Source organism: Roseateles sp. FW305-36, assembly GCF_058787015.1.
This window is the reverse complement of record NZ_JBYSZK010000006.1, coordinates 193,802-216,792: the sequence shown is the minus strand read 5'-3', so window position 1 is coordinate 216,792 and position 22,991 is coordinate 193,802. Positions and strand designations below refer to the sequence as shown.

The 22,991-nt window shown below is 68.6% G+C and carries 18 protein-coding genes; 9 read left to right on the top strand and 9 right to left on the bottom strand.

Annotation, left to right across the window (positions count from 1 at the left end; genetic code table 11):
* Position 1 precedes the first annotated feature (1 nt).
* The 6 genes from AC3WOE_RS13555 to AC3WOE_RS13530 form a co-directional block, all read right to left on the bottom strand.
* Positions 2-1,627, bottom strand: coding sequence for a ShlB/FhaC/HecB family hemolysin secretion/activation protein (locus tag AC3WOE_RS13555; RefSeq protein WP_492691141.1), 1,626 nt, complete (start codon positions 1,625-1,627; stop codon positions 2-4).
* Between the two features lie 122 nt (positions 1,628-1,749).
* Positions 1,750-2,781 carry a PEP-CTERM sorting domain-containing protein gene (locus tag AC3WOE_RS13550; RefSeq protein ID WP_492691140.1) on the bottom strand — a complete coding sequence of 344 codons (1,032 nt, stop codon included), beginning with the start codon at positions 2,779-2,781 and terminating at the stop codon, positions 1,750-1,752.
* Positions 2,782-2,791: 10 nt separating this feature from the next.
* Positions 2,792-3,880: a PEP-CTERM sorting domain-containing protein gene (locus tag AC3WOE_RS13545; RefSeq protein ID WP_492691139.1), complete on the bottom strand. Its 1,089-nt coding sequence runs from the start codon at positions 3,878-3,880 to the stop codon at positions 2,792-2,794.
* 229 nt (positions 3,881-4,109) lie between these two features.
* Positions 4,110-5,609 carry a hypothetical protein gene (locus AC3WOE_RS13540; RefSeq protein WP_492691138.1) on the bottom strand — a complete coding sequence of 500 codons (1,500 nt, stop codon included), beginning with the start codon at positions 5,607-5,609 and terminating at the stop codon, positions 4,110-4,112.
* Between the two features lie 108 nt (positions 5,610-5,717).
* Entirely contained in the window at positions 5,718-6,464 is a 747-nt protein-coding gene (locus AC3WOE_RS13535) for a PEP-CTERM sorting domain-containing protein (RefSeq protein ID WP_492691137.1), read from the bottom strand.
* A 414-nt stretch (positions 6,465-6,878) separates the two neighbouring features.
* Positions 6,879-7,694, bottom strand: a complete 816-nt coding sequence (locus tag AC3WOE_RS13530) for a helix-turn-helix transcriptional regulator (protein WP_492691136.1) — start codon at positions 7,692-7,694, stop codon at positions 6,879-6,881.
* Positions 7,695-8,066: 372 nt separating this feature from the next.
* Here AC3WOE_RS13530 and AC3WOE_RS13525 point away from each other — a divergent pair, with 372 nt between their 5' ends.
* Positions 8,067-9,854, top strand: a complete 1,788-nt coding sequence (locus AC3WOE_RS13525) for a S8 family serine peptidase (RefSeq protein WP_492691135.1) — start codon at positions 8,067-8,069, stop codon at positions 9,852-9,854.
* A 37-nt stretch (positions 9,855-9,891) separates the two neighbouring features.
* Here the strand turns inward: AC3WOE_RS13525 and AC3WOE_RS13520 are convergent, their stop codons facing one another.
* A complete protein-coding gene (locus AC3WOE_RS13520; RefSeq protein WP_492691134.1) occupies positions 9,892-10,671 on the bottom strand; it encodes a DeoR/GlpR family DNA-binding transcription regulator in 780 nt (259 codons plus the stop codon).
* Between the two features lie 230 nt (positions 10,672-10,901).
* Between AC3WOE_RS13520 and AC3WOE_RS13515 the strand changes: the two genes are divergently transcribed.
* The 7 genes from AC3WOE_RS13515 (at position 10,902) to AC3WOE_RS13485 (ending at position 18,847) form a co-directional block, all read left to right on the top strand.
* Positions 10,902-13,145 carry a TonB-dependent receptor gene (locus AC3WOE_RS13515; protein ID WP_492691133.1) on the top strand — a complete coding sequence of 748 codons (2,244 nt, stop codon included), beginning with the start codon at positions 10,902-10,904 and terminating at the stop codon, positions 13,143-13,145.
* Entirely contained in the window at positions 13,145-14,278 is a 1,134-nt protein-coding gene (locus AC3WOE_RS13510) for an alkaline phosphatase D family protein (protein ID WP_492691132.1), read from the top strand. The genes AC3WOE_RS13515 and AC3WOE_RS13510 overlap by 1 nt, the downstream gene beginning before the upstream one ends.
* Positions 14,275-15,321 carry an ABC transporter substrate-binding protein gene (locus tag AC3WOE_RS13505; protein ID WP_492691131.1) on the top strand — a complete coding sequence of 349 codons (1,047 nt, stop codon included), beginning with the start codon at positions 14,275-14,277 and terminating at the stop codon, positions 15,319-15,321. The genes AC3WOE_RS13510 and AC3WOE_RS13505 overlap by 4 nt, the downstream gene beginning before the upstream one ends.
* A 133-nt stretch (positions 15,322-15,454) precedes the next feature.
* Positions 15,455-16,231: an alkaline phosphatase family protein gene (locus AC3WOE_RS13500; RefSeq protein WP_492691130.1), complete on the top strand. Its 777-nt coding sequence runs from the start codon at positions 15,455-15,457 to the stop codon at positions 16,229-16,231.
* Complete coding sequence (locus tag AC3WOE_RS13495) at positions 16,222-17,061, top strand: hypothetical protein (RefSeq protein ID WP_492691129.1); 840 nt, start codon at positions 16,222-16,224, stop codon at positions 17,059-17,061. Before AC3WOE_RS13500 ends, AC3WOE_RS13495 begins: the two co-directional genes overlap by 10 nt.
* On the top strand, positions 17,058-17,858 hold the full coding sequence (locus AC3WOE_RS13490; protein WP_492691128.1) for an ABC transporter permease: 801 nt from the start codon (positions 17,058-17,060) through the stop codon (positions 17,856-17,858). Before AC3WOE_RS13495 ends, AC3WOE_RS13490 begins: the two co-directional genes overlap by 4 nt.
* On the top strand, positions 17,834-18,847 hold the full coding sequence (locus AC3WOE_RS13485) for an ABC transporter ATP-binding protein (protein ID WP_492691127.1): 1,014 nt from the start codon (positions 17,834-17,836) through the stop codon (positions 18,845-18,847). Before AC3WOE_RS13490 ends, AC3WOE_RS13485 begins: the two co-directional genes overlap by 25 nt.
* Before the next feature lie 164 nt (positions 18,848-19,011).
* Here AC3WOE_RS13485 and AC3WOE_RS13480 read toward each other — a convergent pair whose 3' ends face one another.
* Complete coding sequence (locus AC3WOE_RS13480; protein ID WP_492691126.1) at positions 19,012-19,362, bottom strand: hypothetical protein; 351 nt, start codon at positions 19,360-19,362, stop codon at positions 19,012-19,014.
* Between the two features lie 395 nt (positions 19,363-19,757).
* Between AC3WOE_RS13480 and AC3WOE_RS13475 the strand changes: the two genes are divergently transcribed.
* Positions 19,758-20,762: an aldo/keto reductase gene (locus AC3WOE_RS13475; RefSeq protein WP_492691125.1), complete on the top strand. Its 1,005-nt coding sequence runs from the start codon at positions 19,758-19,760 to the stop codon at positions 20,760-20,762.
* A 60-nt stretch (positions 20,763-20,822) separates the two neighbouring features.
* On the opposite strand, the gene AC3WOE_RS13470 is transcribed toward AC3WOE_RS13475, so the two are convergent.
* A complete protein-coding gene (locus AC3WOE_RS13470; RefSeq protein ID WP_492691124.1) occupies positions 20,823-22,886 on the bottom strand; it encodes a PAS domain-containing hybrid sensor histidine kinase/response regulator in 2,064 nt (687 codons plus the stop codon).
* Positions 22,887-22,991 lie beyond the last annotated feature (105 nt).

The following is a 22,991-nucleotide window of genomic DNA, read 5'->3' as shown; positions in this document are numbered from 1 at the left end:
CTCAGAACTTGACCGCCATGCGGGCGTGGACGCGGCGCTCGGCCCGGGCCTGGTTGGCCAGGGCCTTGTGGGCCTGGGCGAACAGCAGATCGAAGTTGATGCCGCTGCGCAGGCCCAATTGCAGTCCGCCGCCCGTGCCGAGCAGGGGCTGGCGGCGGTTCTGGCCGGCGTCAGGGTTGAGGGTTTGCAGGCTGCCGGCGTCGATGAAGGCGAGCAGGGTCAGGTCGCTGAAGTCGTCCAGCGCGGGGCCGGGATTGGCACGCCTGATACCGGGCGCCAGGTTGGGGCTGCGCAGCTCGACGGACGCGAGCAGACCGTGGTCGCCCACGGCGGCGCCTTCGACATAGCCGCGCACCGTCTCGCTGCCGCCGAGCGAGAACTGCTCTGCGCTGGTGAGCTGCTGCGAGGCGACCTGGCCCGCCAGGCGAAGCGCCACCACGGTGCCACCCAGGGTCTCGAAGCTCTGCGTATGCCGCAGGTCGACGCGCAGCGTGGCGAAGCCGCCGTCGGCGCCCTTGCGCTTGCAGCGGAACTGGTCGTCGTTGCCGAGGCTGCCGTCCTCCAGCTCGCAGCCGTCGATGCGCCGGGCCATCAGCGGCCTCAGGCCCAGGGCCAGCGTGGCATTGAGCTGGGTCAGCGTCGTCTTGCTGAACCAGCTGCCGGCGAAGCCGAGCTGCAGCGGCAGATAGCGCAGCGGCTTGGCGATGGTGGCATTGCCCAGCTTGAGCTGCTCCTGAACGTCGCGGTAGTCGGCGCCCAGGCTCAGCGTGTGGCTGCTGGCCTCGCCGGGCTCCAGCCGGGTGATGTAGCGCAGGCCGTAGGTGCTGCCCTTGCCCAGCACCTGCGTGCCACCGAGCGTGTCGACACTGCTGTTGGAATGGACGGCGGTGAACAGCAGGTTGCGGCCGCCCTCCAGCGGCACGCTGTAGTTCAGCAGGGCCACGGTCGATTGCGCGGGCGCGAGCGGCGCCGTGATCAGCGTCGCGGCGATGCTGTGACCGAGCTGCCAGAGGTTGTCGTAGTGCAGGGACGCGGTGGCGCGCATCGGCTCGGTGTTGGCGCTGCCGGTGTTGGCGAGCTCGACGCTGCCGCCCAGTGGCAGCTTGTCCTTGACCTGCAGTTCGGCCTCGACCGTGCCCGGCAGCCGGCCTTGCCGCAGCACCGGCTGCACCTGCCTCTCCTCGCCGGTGTTGACGCTGGCGAGCTGGCGCTGCACTTCGTTGAAGTTGGGCACGCTGCCGGGCGCCAGCTCGGCGACGCGCTGGCGGATCTGGCCCTGGTCGTAGTAGCGCGCACCCGTCACGGCCAGGCGTTCGATGCGGCCTTCGAGCACGGTCAGCCGCACGATGCCATCGTCCACGCGCTGCTCGGGTAGGTCGACGAAGACGGTCAGGTAGCCGGCCGCCTGGTAGGCCTTCTCCAGCGCAGCTCGCGCCGCGTCGGCGTCCTCGATCTGGCGTTGCGGTCCCATGAAGGGCATGACGGCCTTTTCCACGGCCGCGGCGCTCAGTACGGTATTGCCCTCGATCTCGAACTCGAGGATGTCGAAGCGCGGCGCCGGTGCGACTTGCGCCCCGGACAGCAGCGGCGCTAGCGCCATCGACAGTGCAATCAGTTCTCGGTTCAACACGGCGGCGCCCGTCCCGCGCAGCGGCGCAGACGGCTCTCTGGAGCAATGGGTTTCAGTGTTCCGGTTCGCGGTGAACCGGCAATGAAGTGGCGTGAGCCGAATGGATCACGCCAGCAGGTTCAGCTGCGCTTGCGTGCGCGAGCAGCGATGCCCAGCAGGCCGAGGCCGAACAGGGCCCAGCTGGCGGGCTCGGGCACGGCCGTGACGGCGCCATCGAAGTTCAGCAGCCGTGCGCTTCCGGCGCCCGAGGCAAAGTCCGTCGTGGCGACGCGTTGAATGCCAAGTGCCGTCGTGGCGCTGTTGGCGGCGGACTGGGCGGCCGCCTGCGTGAAGCTCAACTGGTAGGTGTTGCTCGACGTGAAGGCCAGTCCCCAGTAACCGTTGGACGTGAGGTTGTCGAACTCGTCCGTCACCACGCCGCCGCCGGCCGCAGCGTTGGTCACGTAGTAGAACCAGGAGGACTTGTTGACCTCGTTGGTGAGGTCGTAGAGGCCGCCGAAATAGCTGCCCTCGCTGCCCGGGTTGTTCTTGGCGTAGATGGTGCCGTTGTTGGCGAAATAGCGCGTGCTGCCTGCCGAATGCAAGGCACTGCCGTTGGCCGTGCTCGGATGGGTGTTCTTGGTCGCGTCGTCGCCACCGCCCAGCGAGTTCAGGTCGCGGTACCAGCGGCTGCCGGCGCGCTGGGTGGCGTTCAGGAACCCGTCGGCGGGCATGCCGGTCAGGTCCTGCCAGTTCGGGTTGACCGTGCCATCGCCCGGCCCCTGGCGCAGCGTCGTGTAGAGCTTGTTGTCGCCCGGCGTGCTCGAGGTTGGATTGCTCTGCACGGCCAGCACGGCCCAGCGCTCGTTGGCGATGGTCGGCGACAGCGTCTTGAACGCGGCAAAGCGCGCGTCCGAGGTCTGCAGCGTGAAGGCCGGATAGCTGTAGCCCGCGTCCTGCTGGGCATAGATCCAGAAATCGTTGGCCTTGAGGCCCAGGTCCAGCGTGTAGGCCGCGTGCGTGGACGTGTCCCAGAGCACGAAGAGCAGCTCCGCGCCGCTGTCGATGGCGACGTTCGCGTGGGCGGCCTGCGGCAGCGACAGCAGGGTCAGCGCCGAGGCGGCGAATGCGGCTGCGCGGGAGGCGGTGTGGACGAGAGGTTTGATCATCATGTCCGGCTCCTCAGGCGCCCAGTCGCCGCTGGCGGCGCACCCAGGCGCCGATCAGCGCGCCGCCCAGGGCCATCAGGGTGAGGCTCTGCGGTTCGGGCACGGCGCTGATGGAGGCGCCCACGTCGACGCCGACGAGGCGGGCGCTGCCGAAGGCGGCGGAATAGTCGGTGAACGACAGGCGGGCGCGGCCCTCGTCGGTCGACACCAGCGACTTCGGATTGCTGCCGGGCAGGGTGTAGCTGAGGATGTATTTGCTGGAATTGGGGTCCTTGATGAAGCCCCAGTAGCCGTCGTTGGTGAGGTTGTCGAATTCGTCGGCGGTGACTTTGGTCAACGAGCCGGCAGAACCACCGTTCGGATTCGGCGTCACCGCGACCTTGTAGAACCAGGACGAAATTCCGATAGGGTTTCCTACGCACACATTGCTGTTGAAAAGGCAATCACCATCGGTGGTGGTGTTGCTCCCTTGGAAACCACCCGACTTGCCGGCATAGGTTCTGGGATAGGCGCTGCCCGAGAGGCTGCTGCCAAACGTCGCGCTGCTGTTCAATGTCGACGAAATAATGTCGACGCCGACGGTGGCGGTATTCAGATATCCAATATATCCAGGGAATGTCAGGCTCGAACGGAAAGTGCCGTTTGTCAGGTTGGAAAATACTTTGTTGTAGTTTGCCGTTTGTACGCTCACCGAGCCCAGACGAGTCGTCGGGTCATAGTTGCTCAGCGTGTTGTAAAGAATACGCTGGTCCGGCGAGGTTCCCTCCGTCAGCCCGAGGACGGCCCAGCGGGTGCTGGACAGAGTGGCGGTGCTGAGAAAACTCTGCAGATTTGCATCCTTGCTGGGATCCAGAGTGAAGAATAGATAGCTGCCGGTGTCCTGTTGAGCATTGATGTAGAAATCTGCTGCCCGCACGTTCAGGTCAAGGGTGTAACTCTTTTGCGAGTTGGCCTGGTCGTACAGGGTCAGAAACAGTTCGGGATTGCCGCTGGTGTCGATGCCGGCTTGCGCGCCGCCGGAAAGGGCAGCAAGCGCAGCGATGCACGAGGCCGCGCGAACCCATCGGCTACGCAGTGGGCGGGTGGCAAGTGAAAATTGCATATCAATTCCAAACTTGTTTCAATATTGCAGCGATTGCCCGGAAGTACAGGGTTTGACCGCCTGTTGCAGGACGATCCAGAGTCTCGGCAGATAGGGCCTGTCTGCGGGTAGGGGCTGAACAGAGAAAGCCGGCAGGCGCCGGCTTGATGGATGCAGCGGTGACGAACTTCAAGTTCGCGAAGCATTCGGGCCCGGAGCAAGTGATCGGCACCTGCTCCGGAATCGAGGCTTAGAACGTGTTGTAGATCGTGCAGCTGTCGCTCACGCCATTGGACTGACCGGTATGGAGCAGGCGCGAGGCGTAGGGCTTCTGGTTGGCGCTCAGGCTCGTCCAGCTGCCGGCGATGTTGGACCACACCAGGGGCGTGGCCATCACGCCATCAGGCGAGTTGGCCGAGCTGGTGGTGGGCAGCACGCGGATGGCGTCGGGCGTGTTGGAGTTCGTCGAGATGGCTTGCAGGGCGGCCAGCAGGTTGGCGTTGCCGGCCAGGGCCATCTTGGCGGTGTTCCATTGCATGGTGCCTTCGCCGACGAAGTCGTAGCTGCCGTTCACGGCGCCGGTGGGAACCGTGCTGCCACCGTTGTCGATATAGCGGTTGGGCAGCGCGCCGTCGATGCGGACATAACGCCACTTCTTGCCGGTCTCGACGTTCTCGCGGCTGAACATGCCCAGCGCGTAGGCGGTGGAGGCATTGTCTTCAGCAGCACCCAGGCAGTTCAGCACGTCGCCCGTGGCGGAGTTCTCGATGGCGAGAACGCCGCCGGCATTGGCATCCGGGGTCGGCTTGCTGGCGCCGGCCTGGCGGATGGCTGCGAGCTTGTTGTTGGTGTCGCAGGGGTTGCTCAGGAAGTAGGCCTGGGTGGTGGCTTGCGTGCCGGAGCCCGGGTCGCGGCGGCAGATGTTGACGGTCTTGCCGTTGCCGCCGGTGCCGAGCACCAGGCCCCAGCCTTGCAGGCCGCTGGCGCTGGTGTCGACGTTGCCGGTCAGGGCGGTGCGGATCCAGTTCTTGGACAGGCTGGGACGGTTGGCGTCGGTGTCGTCCTGGACCAGGCCCTGGGCGTTCTGCAGGGCGCGATAGGCCTTCAGGTTGACGGCCACGCCGAAGATGGCTTGCCAGTACGGGGCCACGGTCAGGGTCGAGATGTCCACCGGCAGCTTGGAGCCGCTGCCGGGGTTGCCCAGCACGTTGTCGATGAGGTTGGGCGCCTGGTTCAGCAGGTTGGGTTCCAGGTCGGAGAAGCCGGCGTCGGGCGCCACGGTCTCGGTCTGCGTGCAGGTGGAGGTGGCCGTCGTGATGTTGGTGAAGGCAGCCGGGGCCGGGCAGGACGCAGCGCTGACCTTCATCATGACGGTGCTGGCGTCGTTGGTCGCCACGTTGGTCACGCCGATGATGGAGCCGCCGGTGTCGCGCTTGTGGATCAGGATGGGCGTGCCGGCCGTCCAGTTGCCCAGGGCCGTGCCCAGGGTGCAGGAGTAGGCACGGGCGCCAGAGCCGGCGCCGTCGCCGGCGGCGATCAGGTTGGCGGCGGAGAAGAAGACGTCGATGGTGCCGGCCTGGCAGATGGTCTGGATGTGGCCGGCGATAGCCAGGCGGTAGGCCGACGAACCCGTCAGGCGGATCTCGCGCAGGGTGCCGTTGGTGCGGGCGGCGTCGATGGCGGCGGGCGTCAGGGCGTGGGCCGAGCCGGCGGCGGCCAGGGCGGCCAGGGCGATGAGCTTGAGTTTCATGAAGGGACTCGCAATGTTGAGATGAGCCGAACACTCCCGCGCGAACGCAGGATCGAAATGGGGCGAGGCAGGATTGCCCGCCGGACCGTGCCGGCGGGCGGAGCAGGTTTAGACCGAGGAGCGGCGGCGGGCGATGAAGCCCACGGCGGCGAGGCCGGCCAGCAGCATGGCGTAGGAGCTGGGCTCCGGAACCGGGCTGGTGATGGTCAGCGTCGCGCCATCGAACGAAGCGGTGTAGCCGGCCATGACCGTGTTGGGCACCTTGGCCAGCGAGCTGGTGGCGTTCGGCTTCCAGTCGATCAGCGTGGAGGTCGTGCCCACGGTGTTGCCGATCTGGTTGCTGCCTTGGGCCAGGTTGAAGAACGGCGAGCCGAAGTAGCCGGCGGTGCCGACGGGGTTGTAGCTGCTGCCATTGGCCTGGCTGATGTGCGTACCGGTCGTCACGGCCGACTGGGCGACCGAACCGGTCTGGTTGAAGACCGAGCTCTTGAAGGTGCTGTTGCTGATTTGCGCCGAGCTGGCCAGGCCGGTGTTGAAGGTGGACACCAGCTCGAGCTGGCTGAAGCCGGCAGTGCCCGTGCCGTCGAACACGGCCAGGCCCCACAGCGGCGTCGTGCCGGCAGCGAAGCTGGAGAAGCCGGTCAGGGCGGTGAGGTTCTGCGAGTAGCCGGCGAAGGAAGCGCTCTTCAGCGCGTTCACGGTGATGCCGGTGTCCAGCAGGAAGGAACCCTTGTCGTTGCCGAGAACGAAGAAGAGCTCGGAAGCACCGCCGGTGAGGACCTGGATGTCGGCGAGGGCCGGGGTGGCCGAGGCGGCGGCGAGGGCCGTGACGGCGGCGATGTGACGAAGTTTCATGATCGGGACTCCACAGTGATTTCGGGTCGTTGGGGGGCCGCGGCCGTTGCAGGCCGGGGCATTTGGACAGGTCTGAATGAACACCTGGGTCGTCGGCGGCGATAGCAAGCCAAGGGGTTGGCGAGGACCGGCTACAGAAGGTTTGGGTGCTGGGGAACTTTTGACGTTCCCCCGGTTCAAAGAGCGGTTGTCCTGAGACAGCACGCACTGTCGCAACGGCCGATGACACGGTGGGGTAGCGCTTCGCCGCGAGGCAGTCCGTTCGGACTACACGGGGCTGAGAAATGCCCGCCAAGAGCCCCCTAGGTCGAATAGGAGGTTTCCCTTGATCTGCTGGCCTGGGGCGTCAGCGGCAGTAGTCGGTAGAGAGGGAAATCGCGGGCCGCAGGCGTGGCCGCCGTGGCGAAGGCAGACTCAGTCGTCGCGCTTGCTGCTGCTGAGCAGATTGAGGCTGATGGCGATGGCCACGGCCTGGGCGCGGTTGCTGGCGTTGAGCTTGCGCAGGATCTTCTGGACATGGTTCTTGACCGTCAGGGCGCTGATGCCCAGGCCTTCGCCGATGCGCGGGTTCGAGAAACCCTCGCGCAGCCAGCGCAAGATCTGGCGCTCGCGTTCCGTGATCTGGCTGGTTGCCGGGCTGCGATGGTTGCCGGGCGGCGGTAACGCCTTGAGTTCACGCTCGAAGCCCTGCACCCGTTGCCAGGTGGTGTGCAGATGGGGCATCAGCAGCTCGCAGCACAGCTTGTGGCGGGGGCCGTAGCGCTGCTGCCAGGCGAAGACGAAGAAGCTCTCGATCTCGCTGCGGCGCTGCGGTCGCGACACGCCATGCAGCAGCAGCTCCTGCAAGCCTGCGGCGCGCAGGCCCTGGCGAAGCCCTTCCATGCCTTCTCCGGGCAACTGGTCCACATCCAGCACCACGGGCTTGCAGTGACCCGCCAGCCAGTGGTTTTGCAGACGGTTCATGGCCACGCCGCCGTCATCAGCGAAGCGCCCGAACAGCGCGGAGTCGACAGGCACGGAGTTGAAGGTGTCGTACACCAGTTCATGCCGGTGGCGCAGGTAGGCACCGCAGATGGCGAGCTGGTGTGGCAGCAGCACCTGAAGGCTGCCCTGGGTCCAGACGAAGAACTGATAGCGGCGGCTCACGTCCAACGCGCTCTCGGCCGATGCGACCACGGCTTCGACATGGACGTCCTGCAGCACGGTGGCGCCGTGCGGCGCGTCGGCCATGGAGGGAGGAGCGGGTTGGGAATTCACAGATGGGTCCGGGAGCCGGGTGGAGGGAGTTTTGTCGAGTCGCTGAAAATCAAAGGGGCGGCCGCAGAGGCTATTGACCACGCATGACCCGGGTTTGAAGCTTTCTCGTCAACTTGGTCCATTCGGACTACGTCCAGACCCTGAGGCGGGCTGTTCCGCATGACTGGGACGTGAATGAAGGCACCGTGACAGTGGGGGTGGGCCGATCGGCCCATGTCATGGACGGTTCACCGCACGTCCTTAAGGTGCCGCCCCGTGAAGACACCACCCTTGACCCCACCGCCCCGTCCCGCTCCAAGCGGTCTCCGTTTCAACCGGCTCGTCGCCGCGGCAACGGTGGCCTCGGTGGCAGCCTCTGCTGTCGGCCTCGCCGCCTTGACGCGTCCCTCGATTGCCGCCCAGGCCAGCGAAGGCTCGACCTTGATCGTCAAGCTCGCCGACGAAGGTCGCGACGGCGCGCAACAGCAGGCCCTGCTGCGCCGCGTGCTGGCCGATGCCGGCCTGCCGCTGACGGCCGATCGCCCGCTGGGTGCCGGCTGGTGGCGGCTGCAGGCCGGCAGCGAGGTCGACGCCGCGGCCAAGGCTGCCTGGCTGGCCACGCTGCGCGCCGATACGCGGCTGGCTCATGCCATGTCCGACGTGCGCGAGCAGCGCGCCGCCGTGCCCAACGACCCGCTGTTCCGCAGCACGACCGACCCCACGTCCAGCCAGTGGTGGCTGGACGATCAGAACGACACGAGCAACGCCGGCGCCGCGAACTTCACCAAGGCCTGGGACACGACGACCGGTTCCGCGGCCACCGTCGTCGCCGTGCTCGACTCGGGCGTCACGGCGCATGGCGACCTGAACGCCAATCTGCTGACGGGCTACAACTTCGTCAGCAAGCCCGAGTACGCCAACAACGGCGGCACCGGCCGCAGCGCCGGTGCCAACGACCCCGGTGATGCGCTGAGTCAGGCCGAGCACGACGGCAACCTCGCGTTGTGGGACGGCTGCCTCGTCAACGCGAACAGCAGCTGGCACGGCACGCTGGTGGCCGGCCAGCTCGGCGCCGTCACCAACAACGCCGGCGGCGTGGCGGGCATCAACTGGAATGCTCGCATCCTGCCGGTGCGGGTGTCGGGCAAATGCGGCGCGTCCGTCGCCGACATGGTCGACGGCATGCGCTGGGCTGCAGGCCTGTCGGTGGCTGGCGTGCCGGCCAATGCCAATCCGGCCAAGATCCTCGTCATCGGTTTTGCCGGTGTCACCTCCTGCAGCGCGACGGACAGCAACCCCGACGTCGCTGCCGCCGCCAGGCTCTACCAGGACGCCATCGCCGAGCTGCGCGCCAAGGGCGTGCTCATCGTCGCGGCGGCCGGCAATCTGCGCAGCAGCGTGGGCCGCCCGGCCAATTGCAGCGGCGTGTTCGGCGTCGCCGCGGCCAACCGCCAGGGCTTCAAGTCCATCTATTCCAACTTCGGCCCCGAGGTGCAGTTGCTGGCACCCGGCGGCGACGCCGACTACGGCCGCAGCTGCGACACCGAACTGGCCGACAGCGGCGTCGTGTCGACCATCAATACCGGCAAGACCACGCCCCTGGTCGCGGGCTACGGCGCCGTCAGCGGCACCAGCTTTGCGGCACCGCAGGTGGCCGGCGCGGCGGCGCTGATGTGGGCGGCCAACCCGGCCCTGACGCTGGCCCAGGTCGAAGCCGGCCTCAAGGCCAGTGCGCGGCCCCATGTGACGGCCTACGCCCTGGGCTATTGCACGACCGCCAACAACAGCCGCTGCACACTGCAGGCCACCACCGGTGGCGCCGGCCTGCTGGACGCCGCCGAGGCCGTGAAGTTCGCGCTGACGCCAACGACCTATATCGCGCCGACGCGCACCTCCCTCGGTCTGCAAAGCGACAACCTCAGCCGCTGCGGCCAGATTCAGGGCAGCACGCCCATTCCGATCACGCCGCCGCCTCCTCCTCCTCCCCCGCCTCCGCCTCCGCCTCCGCCCCCACCGGCTCCCACGCCGCCGGCCCCGGCGCCTTCATCGGGCGGCGGTGGTGGCGGTGCGGCCTCGGGCTGGTGGCTGCTGGGTTTGGCGGGTGCTGCGGCCCTGCTGCGTCCGCCACGCCCCCGCGTTCGTCGCGGCGACTGAGGGCGGTAGATCGGCTCAGGCCCGGGCCGACATGGCCTCAGTGATCTCCCAACACTTGCTTCACCCCCGCTGCCTTCAACGCCTCCACGACCTGCGCATCGGCGCCGGGGTCGGTCACGAGCAGATCCACCTCCGCCGGCGGGCAGATCTGAATGCGGCTGGTCTGCCCCAGCTTGCTGGCATCAGCCAGCACGACCCGCTGGCGTGAGCGGGAGAGCATGGCGCGAGCCAGGGTGGCTTCGTTCCACAGATAGTCCATCGCACCGTTCACGGCATCGAATCCGACCGGCGAGACCAGCGCCCAGTCGACTTGCAGACGGCCGATCTCGGCGACGGTCTGTTCGCCATAGGTGGCGGGAACCTCGGTCTCCAGTTGCCCACCCAGCAGCCTGACCTCGTGGGCACCGCTGCGGGCCAGCACGGTCGCTGCGTGCAGCGAATTGGTGACGACGATCAAGCCTTCGCGCCGTGCGAGTTCCTCCGCCAGGGCCAGGGTCGTCGAGCCCGCGTCGAGAAAGCAGGCCTGGCCGGGCTGGATCAACGCAGCGGCGAGCCGGGCGATCTCACGCTTTTGCGCCAGATTCAGGCCGGTGCGTTCCGAGTAGGCCGGCTCGGGCGGCACGGCGGGCGCGGCGGTCGTCGGCGGGACTGCGCCGCCATGCACGCGCGCCAGCTGCCCGGATCGTTCGAGCTCGATCAGGTCGCGCCTGACGGTTTCCTTGGAGACGCCCAAGGCCTCGGCGAAATGTTCGGTCGTCAGCCGCTGATGGGCTTGGAGCAGGTCCAGGATGCGTTGATGTCTTTCGGCAACCCACATGTGAGGCAAGAGAAGATGGATGGAGCGCGGCCCGAGTGGGCCCGTCCTGCGTTGTGATTGTGTGAATTCGAGGTTGGATGTGGATATCCGTGGAAATCAGCCCACGGACAGCGATTTGTCGCGGAACTGTCGTGGATTTTTGTGACATTGCGGCCCGTTACGCGGCCGACCTCGGGTCTTCCCCGGGCCGGTGTCCTCAGCCTCCACACACGCGCAATGCGCCCCACATCATGCGATCTGCAGCCCACGCCCTCTCCCCCCTGGCCGCCCTGCTGGCTCTGGCCTTCACCGCCGTGCCGGCCCTGGCCCAGAGCAGCGACACCACCGAGCTCGAACGCGTCACCGTGACGCTGGGCCGCGGCCAGATCCGCTCGGTGCAAGGCCTGACCAAGGCCGACTTCGAGGCCGCCGCCGCGGCCGGCCAGAGCCCGCTGGCCACCGTGTCGCGCCTGCCCGGCGTCAACTTCCAATCCGCCGACCCTCTGGGCAACTACGAGTGGTCCACCCGCTTCACGGTGCGCGCCTTCTCGCAGAACCAGCTGGGCTTCACGCTGGACGGCGTGCCGCTGGGTGACATGAGCTACGGCAACCTCAACGGCCTGCACATCAGCCGCGCCATCTCCAGCGAGAACGTGGCCCGCGCCGACCTGTCGCAGGGCACCGGCTCGCTGGACACGCCCTCGTCCAGCAACCTCGGCGGCACGCTGCAGTTCTACTCCTCCGACCCGGCCAAGGCCTTCGGCCTGCAGGCCTCGCAGACCCTGGGCAGCGAGAGCAACAGCCGCACCTTCGTGCGCCTGGACAGCGGCCAGTCCGAGCTCGGCGCCGTCTACCTGAGCTTCACCCACCAGAACGCCGACAAGTGGAAGGGCCACGGCGAGCAGCGCCAGGACCAGTTCAACCTGAAGTACGTGAAGGACTTCGGCGAGAACCGCCTATCGGCCTTCATCAACACGTCCAACCGCCGCGAGATCGACTACCAGGACATGTCGCTGGAGATGGTCAACCGCCTGGGCTACAACTGGGACAACTTCTATCCCGACTTCACGGCCGCCGTGAAGGCCTCCAACACGCTGTGCGGCAACAACGGCAGCGTCTATGTCGCGCAGTGTGACGACGCCTACTACGCCGGCTCCGGCCTGCGCAAGGACACGCTGGCCGGTGCCACGCTGGACGCCAAGCTGGCCGACGGCCTGCGCCTGAAGACCACCGTCTACCACCACAAGAACGACGGCCGCGGCCTCTGGTTCACGCCCTACACCAAGTCTCCGGACGGCACGCCCATCGCGCTGCGCACCACCGAGTACGCCATCAAGCGCAACGGCCTGAACGCCGTGCTGGACTACGAGATCGCCGGCCACCAGCTGCGCGCCTCCTTCTGGCACGAGAACAACGACTTCGACCAGGCCCGCCGCTTCTACGCCACCAGCACCAACGCCATTCCCGACCCCTACAGCTTCCCGAGCAACCCCTTCTTCACGCAGTGGCAGTACGCCTTCACGACCAAGACCGACCAGTTCTCGCTGTCCGATACCGTCGCCCTGGCCCAGAACCTGACGCTGGGCGCCGGCTTCAAGTCGCTGCACGCCAAGATCGACGCTGACCGCCAGGTCGGCAGCGGCCCGGTGGGCAGCATCACGGCCAGCAAGGGCTTCCTGCCCCAGGTCGGCCTGAACTACCAGCTCAGCCGCAACGACGAACTCTTCACCAGCGTGTCCAAGAACATGCGCGCCTACCAGGGCGCCGCCACCGGCACCACGCCGTTCGCGACCACCCAGGTCGGCTTCGACGCCATCAAGGGTTCGCTGCGCCCCGAGACCTCGACCAACTTCGAAGCCGGCTGGCGCACCACCAGCAAGCTCTACGAAGCCGCCGTCACCGCCTACGTCGTCGACTTCAAGGACCGCCTGCTCGGCGTCACGCAGGGCTCGGGCATCCAGGGCAACCCCACGGTGCTGAGCAACGTCGGCGGCGTGCGCACCAAGGGCCTTGAGGGCGCGCTGTCGCTGCGCCTGCAGCCGGGCCTCAGCTGGTACAACAGCCTGAGCCTGAGCAACTCGACCTACCGCGACAATGTCGTCAGCAAGGACGCCAACAACCAGACGACCACCGTCGCCATCGCCGGCAAGCATGTGGTCGACGCGCCCGACACCATGCTCAAGTCCATCCTGAGCTATGACGACGGCCATTGGTTCGGCAACTTCGGCGCCGACTACATGTCCAAGCGCTACTTCAGCTACCTGAACGACGCTGCCGTGAGCGGCCGCACCCTGTTCAACGTCAGCGGCGGCCTGCGCACCAAGTCGCTGGGCTTCCTGTCCGAGGGCAGCGTTCAGGTCGGCATCACCAACCTGGGCGACCGCAAATACATCTCGACGATCGGCAGCAACGGCTTCGTCAACAGCGGCGACAGCCAGACCCTGCTGACCGGCACGCCGCGCCAGTTCTTCATCACGCTGACTGGCAAGCTCTGATGAGCACGCCCGCCCAGCTCGACCGGCGCCAGCTGATGCTGGCCGCCGGGCTGGCGGCGGTGGGCGTCGGCGCCCAGGCGGGCTCGCGCCCGCTGGCGCTGGCCGCGCCCACCGACCCGCACAAGCTCCGCATCGCCTTCGGTTCCTGCGCCAAGCAGTCCAAGCCTCAGCCCATCTGGGCCGCGGTGCGGGCCGCGCGGCCGGAGCTCTTCCTCTTCCTCGGCGACAACCTCTATGCCGACGCCAAGGACGCCGACACGCTGCGCCAGCGCTATGCCGAGTTCCGCCAGGTCGAGGCCCTGCAGTCCTTCCGCCGCGATGTGCCGCACCTCGCGATCTGGGACGACCACGACTTCGGCGACGACGACGTCGGTGGCGACTACCCACTGAAGGCGCTCTCGCAGCAGCTGTTCTGCGACGCCTGGAACGAACCCGCCGACTCCCCGCGCCGCACGCGGCCCGGCGTCTACGAGGCCTATCGCATCGAACGCGGCGGCCGCAGCGTGCAGCTGCTGATGCTGGACCTGCGCTTCAACCGCACGTCGCTGGTCGCCGACCCCGCCTTGAAGCAGGGTTATGCCGCCATGTATGCCAAGGCCAAGCTGGGCGGCGGCGCCATGAAGGGCTGGTATCTGCCCAATCTCGACCCCGCCGCCACGCTGCTGGGCGAGACGCAATGGGCCTGGCTGGCCGAGCGCCTGGCCGAGCCGGCCGACGTGCGCCTCATCGTCTCCAGCGTGCAGCTGGCCGCCGAGGGCACGGGCTGGGAGGGCTGGAGCAACTTCCCGCTGGAGCGCCAGCGCCTGGTCGACCTGATCCGCGAGAAGCGGGCCGAAGGTGTCGTCGTCATCAGCGGCGACATGCACTACGCCGACCTGTCGCGCTGGGACACCCCGGCCTGCTACCCGCTGTGGGACCTCACCTCCAGCGGCCTGACCGAGGTCTGGGACATCCCGACGCCCAATGCGCGCCGCGTCTCCGACGTCTATGCTGCGATCAACTTCGGCCTCGTCGACCTGGACTTCTCCAAGCCCGTGCCCGAGCTGACCCTCGGCATCCGCGATGTCAAGGGCGAGACGCGGCTGCAGCAGCGCCTGAGCCTCGACCAACTTCGATTCCCCAGCAAGGCATGAGCAGCTTCACCCGCCGACATCTCCTCGCCAGCCTGGCGGCTTCCGGCCTCGCGCCTTTTGCGCATTCGCAGACCCCGGCGCTGTTGGCGGCCGCTCGTGCCGAGGGCCGTGTCGCCAGCGTCGGCATGCCCGACGACTGGGCCAACTGGCGCGCCACCTGGGCCGACCTGCAGCGCCTCTACGGCCTGGCCCATGTCGACACCGACATGAGCAGCGCCGAGGAGATCGCCAAGATCGAGGCCGAACGTGCCAACGCCAGCATCGACATCGGCGACGTCGGCTTCGAGTTCGGCCCCATCGCCAAGGCTCGCGGCATCACGCGCGCCTACAAGCCCGCGACCTGGGCCCAGGTGCCCGACTGGGCCAAGGACGCCGACGGCCACTGGGCCCTGGCCTACACCGGCACCATTGCCTTCGCCGTCAACAAGCGGCTGTTGAAGGAGGTGCCGCGCAGCTGGAAGGCGCTGTTCGCGGCCCAGCCGCGCGTGATGATCGGCGCCGTCGGCCGCGCGGCCCAGGCCAATGCGGCCGTGCTGGCCGCGGCCCACGCGCTGGGCGGCGACGAGACCAGGCTGCAGCCCGCGCTGCAGGCCTTCGCCCAGCTCGCCAAGGCGCGCAAACTGCTCAGCACGGACCCCTCGCCCGCGCTGATGGAGCGTGGCGAGGCCGAGGTCTTCCTGCTCTGGGACTTCAACGCGCTGAGCTACCGCGACAAGCTGCCCAATGCCGCCGATTACGAGGTCCTCATCCCCAGCGACGGCTCCATCACCAGCGGCTACACGACGCTGCTCAACACCTACTCCAAGCGGCCCAACGCCGCCAATCTGGCGCGCGAGCACATCTTCAGCGACGCCGGCCAGCTCAACCTGGCCCGCGGCAACGCGCGGCCCATCCGCGTCGACCACCTGGTCCTGCCCGACGACGTGAAGAAGAAGCTGTTGCCTTCGGCCCAGTACCAGGCCGCCCGGGCGCTGAAGCCGCAGCTGTGGACCGAAGAAGTCAAGAAGCTGCCGCGCGCCTGGCAGCGCGAGGTTCTCGCGTGAGCCCCTCGTCCCAGGAGTACCTTGGCCGGTCTCCCGAGGGGACGACGATGCTTGCGGCATCGAGCCGCAAGCACATCGTCATGAGCGAGCCGGCTCGGGAGCGGCCCAGCGCTCGGCTCGCCAAAGACACCACATGAACAAACTTGTCCTCCTCCTCGTCGATGGCCTGCGCGCCGACACCGCCCGCGACTACATGGGCTATGTCCAGGCCTTGAACGAGGCCGGCCGTGCGCACTGGACCTCGCTGCGCTGCGAACTGCCCAGCCTGTCGCGCCCGCTCTACGCCACCGTGCTGAACGGCCGCACGCCGCTGCAGCACGGCATCCTGGGCAACGGCCAGGCCGGCCAGCGCTGCGGCGACACGCTGTTCGACGATCTCGCCGCCGCCGGCCGCAGCTCGGCCGTGGCGGCCTACCACTGGGTGTTCGAGCTGCTGACCGGCGCCGTCTTCGACCCGCTGATGCATCGCGAGACCGCCTTGCCCCAGCTCGGCATCGAGGCCGCGCGCTGGTACTGGGAAGACGACTACCCCGACTCCCATCTGCTGGCCGACGCCGAGGCCCTGCGCCAGGCGCAATTGCCCGACTTCATCCTCGTCCACCCCATGGGCCTGGACCTGGCCGGCCACCGCCACGGCGGCGAGTCCGGCGGCTACAGCATGGCCGCGCGCAAGCTGGACATGGTGCTGGCCCAGGCCTTGCCGCGCTGGCATGCCGCCGGCTACGACCTGCTGCTGACCAGCGACCATGGCATGCATGCCGACCACTGGCACGGCGGCCCGCTGCCGGTGGAGCGCGACGTGCCCCTGGTCTGGCTGCCGCACACGGGCGGCGCCGAAGCCCCCGCCGGCTGGCCCACGACGCAGACCGGCATCCGCGGCTTCGTCACGCAGCGCCTCGGATGTCGTTGACCCCGGCCCGCGCCTGGCTGGCCGCCGGCCCGCTGCTGCTGCTGATGGCCGCGGCCCTGCTGCTGCCCTTCGGCTGGCGCAGCGTGGTCATGCTGCAGGCCTGCGCAGGCGGCGCTGGCTGCGCGCTGCAGGAGCTGTGGGCCGACAGCTTCTACATCGACGCCATCACGCGCACCGTGGCGCTGTCGGCGGCTTCCACCGCCCTCGGCCTGGTGCTGGGCCTGGGCGCGGCCCTGCACCTCGTCGCTCACCCGCGCTGGGAGAAACCGGTCGCCGTGCTGGCCGGCCTGGGTGCGAACTTCGCCGGCGTGCCGCTGGCACTGGCCTTGACGCTGCTGCTCGGCAGCCAGGGCGTGCTGACGACGCTGGCCCAAAAGAGCCTCAGCCTGGCCGGCCTGCCGCTGGGCTGGGATCTGAACAGCGACGCCGGCCTGCTGCTGGCCTTCACCGCCTTCCAGGTGCCGCTGGCCGTCGTGCTGCTGATGGCACCGGTGCGCATGCTGGACCCGGCCCTTGCCGAAGCCGCCGCCACGCTGGGCGTGCGGCCGGCCACCTACTGGCGCCGCGTCGGTCTGCCGCTGCTGGCGCCCAGCCTCGTCGAGACGGCCAGCCTGCTGTTCGCCAATGCCGCCGCGGCCTACGCCACGCCCTTCGCGCTGGCCGGCACCGCCAGCCCCGTGCTGGCCGTGCGCATCGCGGCGGCCGTCAGCGGCGACATCTTTTCCCAACCCGAGCTGGCCACGGCCCTGTCCCTCGTCATGGCCGTGCTGCTGCTCGTCGTCATCGTCGGCGGCCGCTGGTGGTCCGCCCGGCTGAGGCGTCCGGCATGAGCGTCAACCGCCCCTGGCGCCTGCCCGCCTTCGCCTTCTGGGCCGCGGCCCTGCTGGTGCTGCTGCCGCCGCTGGCCGTGTTCGCCTACGCGCTCAGCGAGCGCTGGGACCAGGGCCTGCTGCCCCAGGGCGCCACGCTGCACTGGCTGGCGGGCCTGGCGGCCGACGAGCGCGTGCGCACCGCGGCGTGGAATTCGGTGTGGATCTCCGGCGCTTCGGCCGCACTGGCCGTCGTGCTCGGCGGTGCGGCCAGTCTGGCCGGCCACCTCGCATCGCCGCGGCTCAAGTCGCTGCTGGACGCGCTGGCCCTGATGCCCTATGCCATCCCGCCGGTCGTCGTCGCCATCGGCGCGCTGGACCTCTTCGTCGGCCGCTGGGGCGATGTACTGGACCTGCGCCTCGTCTACATCGGCGTGCTGGCCGCGCTGCTGTTCCCGCTGGTCCACCAGACGCTGTCGGCTGCGCTGCAGCAACTGGACGCCAAACCCCTCATCGACGCCAGCCGCACGCTGGGCGCCTCCGACGGCCTGCTGCTGCGCCGCGTGCTGCTGCCGCTGCTGCTGCCGTCGTTTGCCGCCGCCGGCCTGCTGGCCTGGACGACGGCGGCCATGGAGTTCGCCATCGCCAACCTGCTGCTGGCCGGCTCGCTGGAGCTGCTGCAACCCCTGGTCAACGGCCTGCGCGGCGCCAACGGCCACCTCGCGGCGGCGCTGATCGTCGTCAGCCTCGTCATCGTCACCCTGCTCGGCATCCTTGTGCATCTGCTCACCTCATGGCGAACCCCAGCGCGCTCCTAGTCCACCAGGCCCGGCTGGCCCTCGGCGGCCGCGACATCCTGCAAGGCATCGACCTCGACTTGGCCGCCGGCCAGGTGCTGGCCCTGCTGGGCGGTTCGGGCTGCGGCAAGACCACGCTGCTGCGCGCCATCGCCGGCCTGCAGGCGCTGGATGGCGGCAGCGTGGCCCTCGATGGTCGCGACGTGTCGGCCCTGCCCACGGCCCAGCGCGGCATCGGCGTCGTCTTCCAGCACTACGCGCTGTTCCCCAACCTCAGCGTGCAGGACAACATCGGCTTCGGCCTGCAGGCCCGCGGCGAGGGCGAGGCAGCGCAACGGGCGCGCATAGCCGAGCTGCTGTCCCTGGTGGGCTTGAGCGAACACGCTGCCAAGCGACCCGCCCAGCTGTCGGGCGGCCAGCGCCAGCGCGTGGCCCTGGCCCGGGCCCTGGCGCCGCGGCCTTCGCTGCTGCTGCTGGACGAGCCTTTCTCGGCCCTGGACGAGTCCTTCCGCATCCCGCTGCGCCGCGCCTTCCGCCAGCTGCAGCGCGACCTGGGCCAGAGCTGCGTGCTGGTCACCCACGACCGCGACGAGGCCTTCGAGCTGGCCGACCAGGTCGCCGTGATGTTCGACGGCCGCATCGAGCAGTGCAGCCCGCCGGCCGAGCTGTGGCAGCGTCCGCGCACGCTTCGCGTCGCCGACTTTTTAGGCGCCTTCAACCGGCTGGATGCACGTGGCTTGCCGGAGCCGTGGCGACGCGAGGCGGGCTGCTGGCTCGCTCCGATCACCGCGCTGAAGATCGCCGCGCCGGCTGCGCCTGCCGATGCCTGGCGTTTCAGTGCCCGCGTGCAGGCCGTCCACCCCGGGCTTCAGCACACGGCTGTCGAACTGCTGGCCTGGAACGATCAGCAACTCACGCTGCAACTGTCTTCCGGCACACCGGCGCCGACGCCGGGCATGCAGCTCGACCTGGCCCTGCCGTCCGCAGCGATGCAGTGGCTGGACGCTTGAGCGGAAGGTCTCAGGCCCAGGCCGACATCACTGTCTCGGCGCGCGAGGTCATCGAGGCGGATGCCGAGACCTCCCGGGCCGGCTGACACCGCATTGCCCTATTTGCGGGCAGCTCAAGCCTGGGCCACGCGGGACAAGGACTTGGCCGCGCTCCGCCCAAGTTATCAACAGGGTTGCCCACGGTCGCGATGGACAACGTCCAACCGCGACAGCTCGTCCTGCAAGGTGAAGAGTGCATCCCGGGCGCTCTTTTGGCGCACTTTGATCTTCAGCAGCGCGTCGTCCGGCGCGTGGGGGTAGGCGTTCAAGTCGCCCTCCAGGGTGGCGATCCAATGGACGATGCACCGATTGATGAGGTGCTGGGCCTGGGCGCGGTCGCGCTGCTCGGCGGACATGAAAACATCCAGCAACTGGTTCACCGGGTAGCCGTCCAAGGCAGGCGCAAGCCGCGCCAACTTGTCCAGCACCGACAAGCCCGCCGAGTCCATCGGCACCTGGTTTTGCGAGTCGTCCACGGTTCTTGCCCCTAGGGTGAAGACGCGGCGCGAGACCTGGCCGGCGCAGCGGACACCTCGCACCCGACCGACCGAGCTATAGGCTGCCCGTGACGGCGCTGTCAGAGGCGACGTGGCGGCGCAGCATAGGTCTGCTGGCCGCCGGGCGAGGAGCAAGACCTTGACGACAGTTGGGGCGTCATGAGAAACGACTTCCACAACCGCGCGCAAGCCGTTGAGAGGAGTCGCTTGAAGCAGCTCGGGGCCGGAGCTTCAACGCATGAGCTGTCGCTGAGGCCGCGGTCGAGCGCCAGGTGGTGCGCATCGGCGCGCGCGCCGGCGGCGGTATTACACCCAGGTACACGCCTACCATCCCCGCGCCCTCCCTCGTCGCAGGCGCGCCCTGCCGCCAACCCATGACCCACACCCCCGCCCCCCAGCGCTACGACCGTCAGCCCTATCGCCGCAGCGGGCGCAGCGGGCTGCTGCTGCCCACCTTGTCTCTCGGCCTGTGGCACAACTTCGGCGACGTCGACCGCTACGACGTCGCGCGCGAGATGGTGCTGGGCGCCTTCGACCGTGGCATCACGCACTTCGACCTGGCCAACAACTACGGGCCGCCGCCCGGGTCGGCCGAGCTGACGATGGGGCGGCTGCTGCGCGAGGACCTGCAGGCCCATCGCGACGAGCTGGTCATCTCCACCAAGGCCGGCTACCGCATGAACCCGGGGCCGTATGGCGAATGGGGTTCGCGCAAATACATGCTCGCCAGTCTGGACGCGAGCCTGAAGCGGCTGGGCCTGCCCTATGTCGACATCTTCTATTCCCACCGCCCCGACCCGCACACGCCGCTGGAGGAGACCATGGGTGCGCTGGACCACGCGGTGCGCAGCGGGCGGGCGATCTACGCCGGTCTGTCCAACTACTCGGTCGAGCAGACACGCGAAGCGAGCGCCATCCTGCGCCGGCTTGGCACGCCCTGCGTCATCCACCAGCCGCGCTACAGCATGCTGGACCGCCACATCGAGGCGGGCCTGCTGGAGACGCTGGCCGAAGAAGGCATAGGCTGCATCGCCTTCTCGCCGCTGGCCCAGGGCATCCTGACCGAGCGCTATCTGGCCTCGGCCATTCCGGCGGACTCGCGCGCCGCGCGCGGCGCCTTCCTGAAGTCGACCGACATCACGCCCGGCCGCCTGGCCGTCGTGCGTCGGCTCAAGGAGTTGGCTGATGCTCGTGGCCAGAGCCTGCCGCAGCTGGCCTTGAGCTGGGTGCTGCGGCACGCGGGCATGACTTCGGTGCTGGTCGGCGCCAGCCGGCTGGCGCAGATCGACGATGCGCTCGGCGCGGCCAACGGCGTGCCGCTGACCGACGAAGAACTGGCGATCGTGGAGCAGGCTTTGCGGCTGGAGCAGCAGGCCTAGCGATTCAAGGGACGAGGGGCGAGCGCTTCCCTCGAGGCCCTGGGCGAGGAGAGAGCCCGGCTATTTCTCGGCGAGGCCGGCCACCAGCAGGATGAGTTCGGCCACGTCGAAGGGCTTGGACAGATGGGCCTGGAAGCCCGCCATCAGCGAGCGCTTGCGGTCCTCGGGCCGCGCGAAGGCGGTCAGGGCCAGGGCCGGAACACGGGCCTCCCGCGCCTCGGTGGCGCGCAGCGCGCGGATCATCTGGTAGCCGTCCATGCCGGGCATGCCGACGTCGCTGACGATGACGGTGGGCCGCGAGCTCTGCACCGCGTCCAGCAGTTGCTGGGCCGAGGCAAAGGCGGTCGTGCGGGCGCCCTGGTCTTCCAGGATGCGGCACATCAGGCCGCGCGCATCGGGTTCGTCGTCCAGCACGAAGACATGCACGCCCTCCAGGCGCGGCAGGGCGAGGTTGTCGCTGGCCCGTCCCTCCTCGGCCGACGGGTGTTCGCCGGCGCGCTCCTCGGCCGTCTGCAGGATGGACAGTGGCAGCGTGACGAAGAAGCTGGCGCCCTGGCCCTCGCCGGCGCTCTCGGCACGGATGCGACCACCATGCAGCTCGACGAGCTGCTTGCAGATGGCCAGGCCCAGCCCCAGGCCGCCATGAGCGCGCGAGGCCGAGCCATCCTGCTGGGTGAAGCGGTCGAAGACACGCGGCAGGAAGGCGGCGGGGATGCCGATGCCGGTATCGCTGACGCTGAACTCGACGTGGGAGTTGATGCGTTGCAGCAGCACCTGCACCTTGCCGCCCGCGGGCGTGAACTTGATGGCGTTGGTGAGCAGGTTCCACACCACCTGCTGCAGCCGGCCGGCGTCGCCATTGACGCTCGCGGGCGCTGGGTCCAGCAGCGCTTGCAATTGCACGCCCTTGGTCGAGGCCGCCAGCGCCGCGGACTCGATGGCGGCCTGCATGACGTCGGTCATGGCCAGCTGCTGCAGGTCCAGGCGCAGCTTGCCGGTCATGATGCGATTGAGGTCCAGCAGGTCGTCGATGAGCTGGACCTGGGCGCGGGCATTGCGGTCGATGACTTCGATGGCGCGCGGCACGTCCAGGCGCGTGTCGCCGGGCTTGGCCCGCAGCAGCACCTGGGTCCAGCCGAGGATGGCGCTCAGCGGCGTGCGCAGCTCGTGCGACAGGGTGGCCAGGAATTCGTCCTTCATGCGCGTGGCGCGCTGGGCGGCGATGCGGGCATTGCGCTCGGCGTCGAGGATCTCCTCATGCTGCCGGTTGGCCTGTTCCATGGCCTCGATGCGCATGGACTCGGTCATGTCGCGGGTCAGCTTGGCATAGCCGACCAGTTGGCCACCCCCGTCGCGCAGGGCCGTGATGGTCACCTGGGCCCAGAAGCGGCTGCCGTCCTGGCGCAGCCGCCAGCCGGTGTCCATGAAGCGGCCGGTTTCCTGGGCCTGTTGCAGCTCGTAGTCCGGCCAGCCGCTTTCCGTGACCTCGGGCGGGTAGAAGATCGAGAAATGGCGGCCGAGGATCTCGTCGGCCGCGTAACCCTTGATGCGCTGGGCCCCCTCGTTCCAGGAGGCGACGCGGCCGTTGACGTCGAGCATGAACAGGGCATAGCCGGCCACGCCTTCGACGAGGAGACGAAAACGCTCCTCGCTGCGCTTCAGCGCTTCCTCTTGGCTGCGTCTTTGCGTCTGGTCGCGCGTGATCTTGGCGAAGCCGACGAGCTGGCCGGAGGCATCGCGCAGGGCGGTGATGACGACGTTGGCCCAGAACAGCGAGCCGTCCTTGCGCATGCGCCAGCCTTCGTCCTCGAAGGCGCCGTCGCGTCGCGCCATGGCCAGTTCGTGCGTCGGCAACCGGCGGGCCAGGGCCTGCGGTGGGTAAAAACGCGAGAAGTGACTGCCGATGACCTCGTCGGCCCGATAGCCCTGGATGCGCTCGGCGCCGATGTTCCAGGTGAGGACGTGGCCTTCGATGTCGAGCATGAAGATGGCGTAGTCCCGCACGCTGTCAACCAGCAGGCGAAAGCTTTCCTCGCCCTGGCGGTAGGTCTGGGTCGGCGTGTTCAATGGGAAGTGTTCCTCGTCATCCGGGCGCGCGGGCAAGTGGCGTGCCTGCCGTGGCATTCGGGCCGCCGGGCCGCCTTCGTGATTGTCCAGCCGGACCGCCTTGCGGAGTTCGAGGCGTGGCTCCGACAGCTTGCCGTTGCCTTGCCTGCGAGCGTCCTCGCC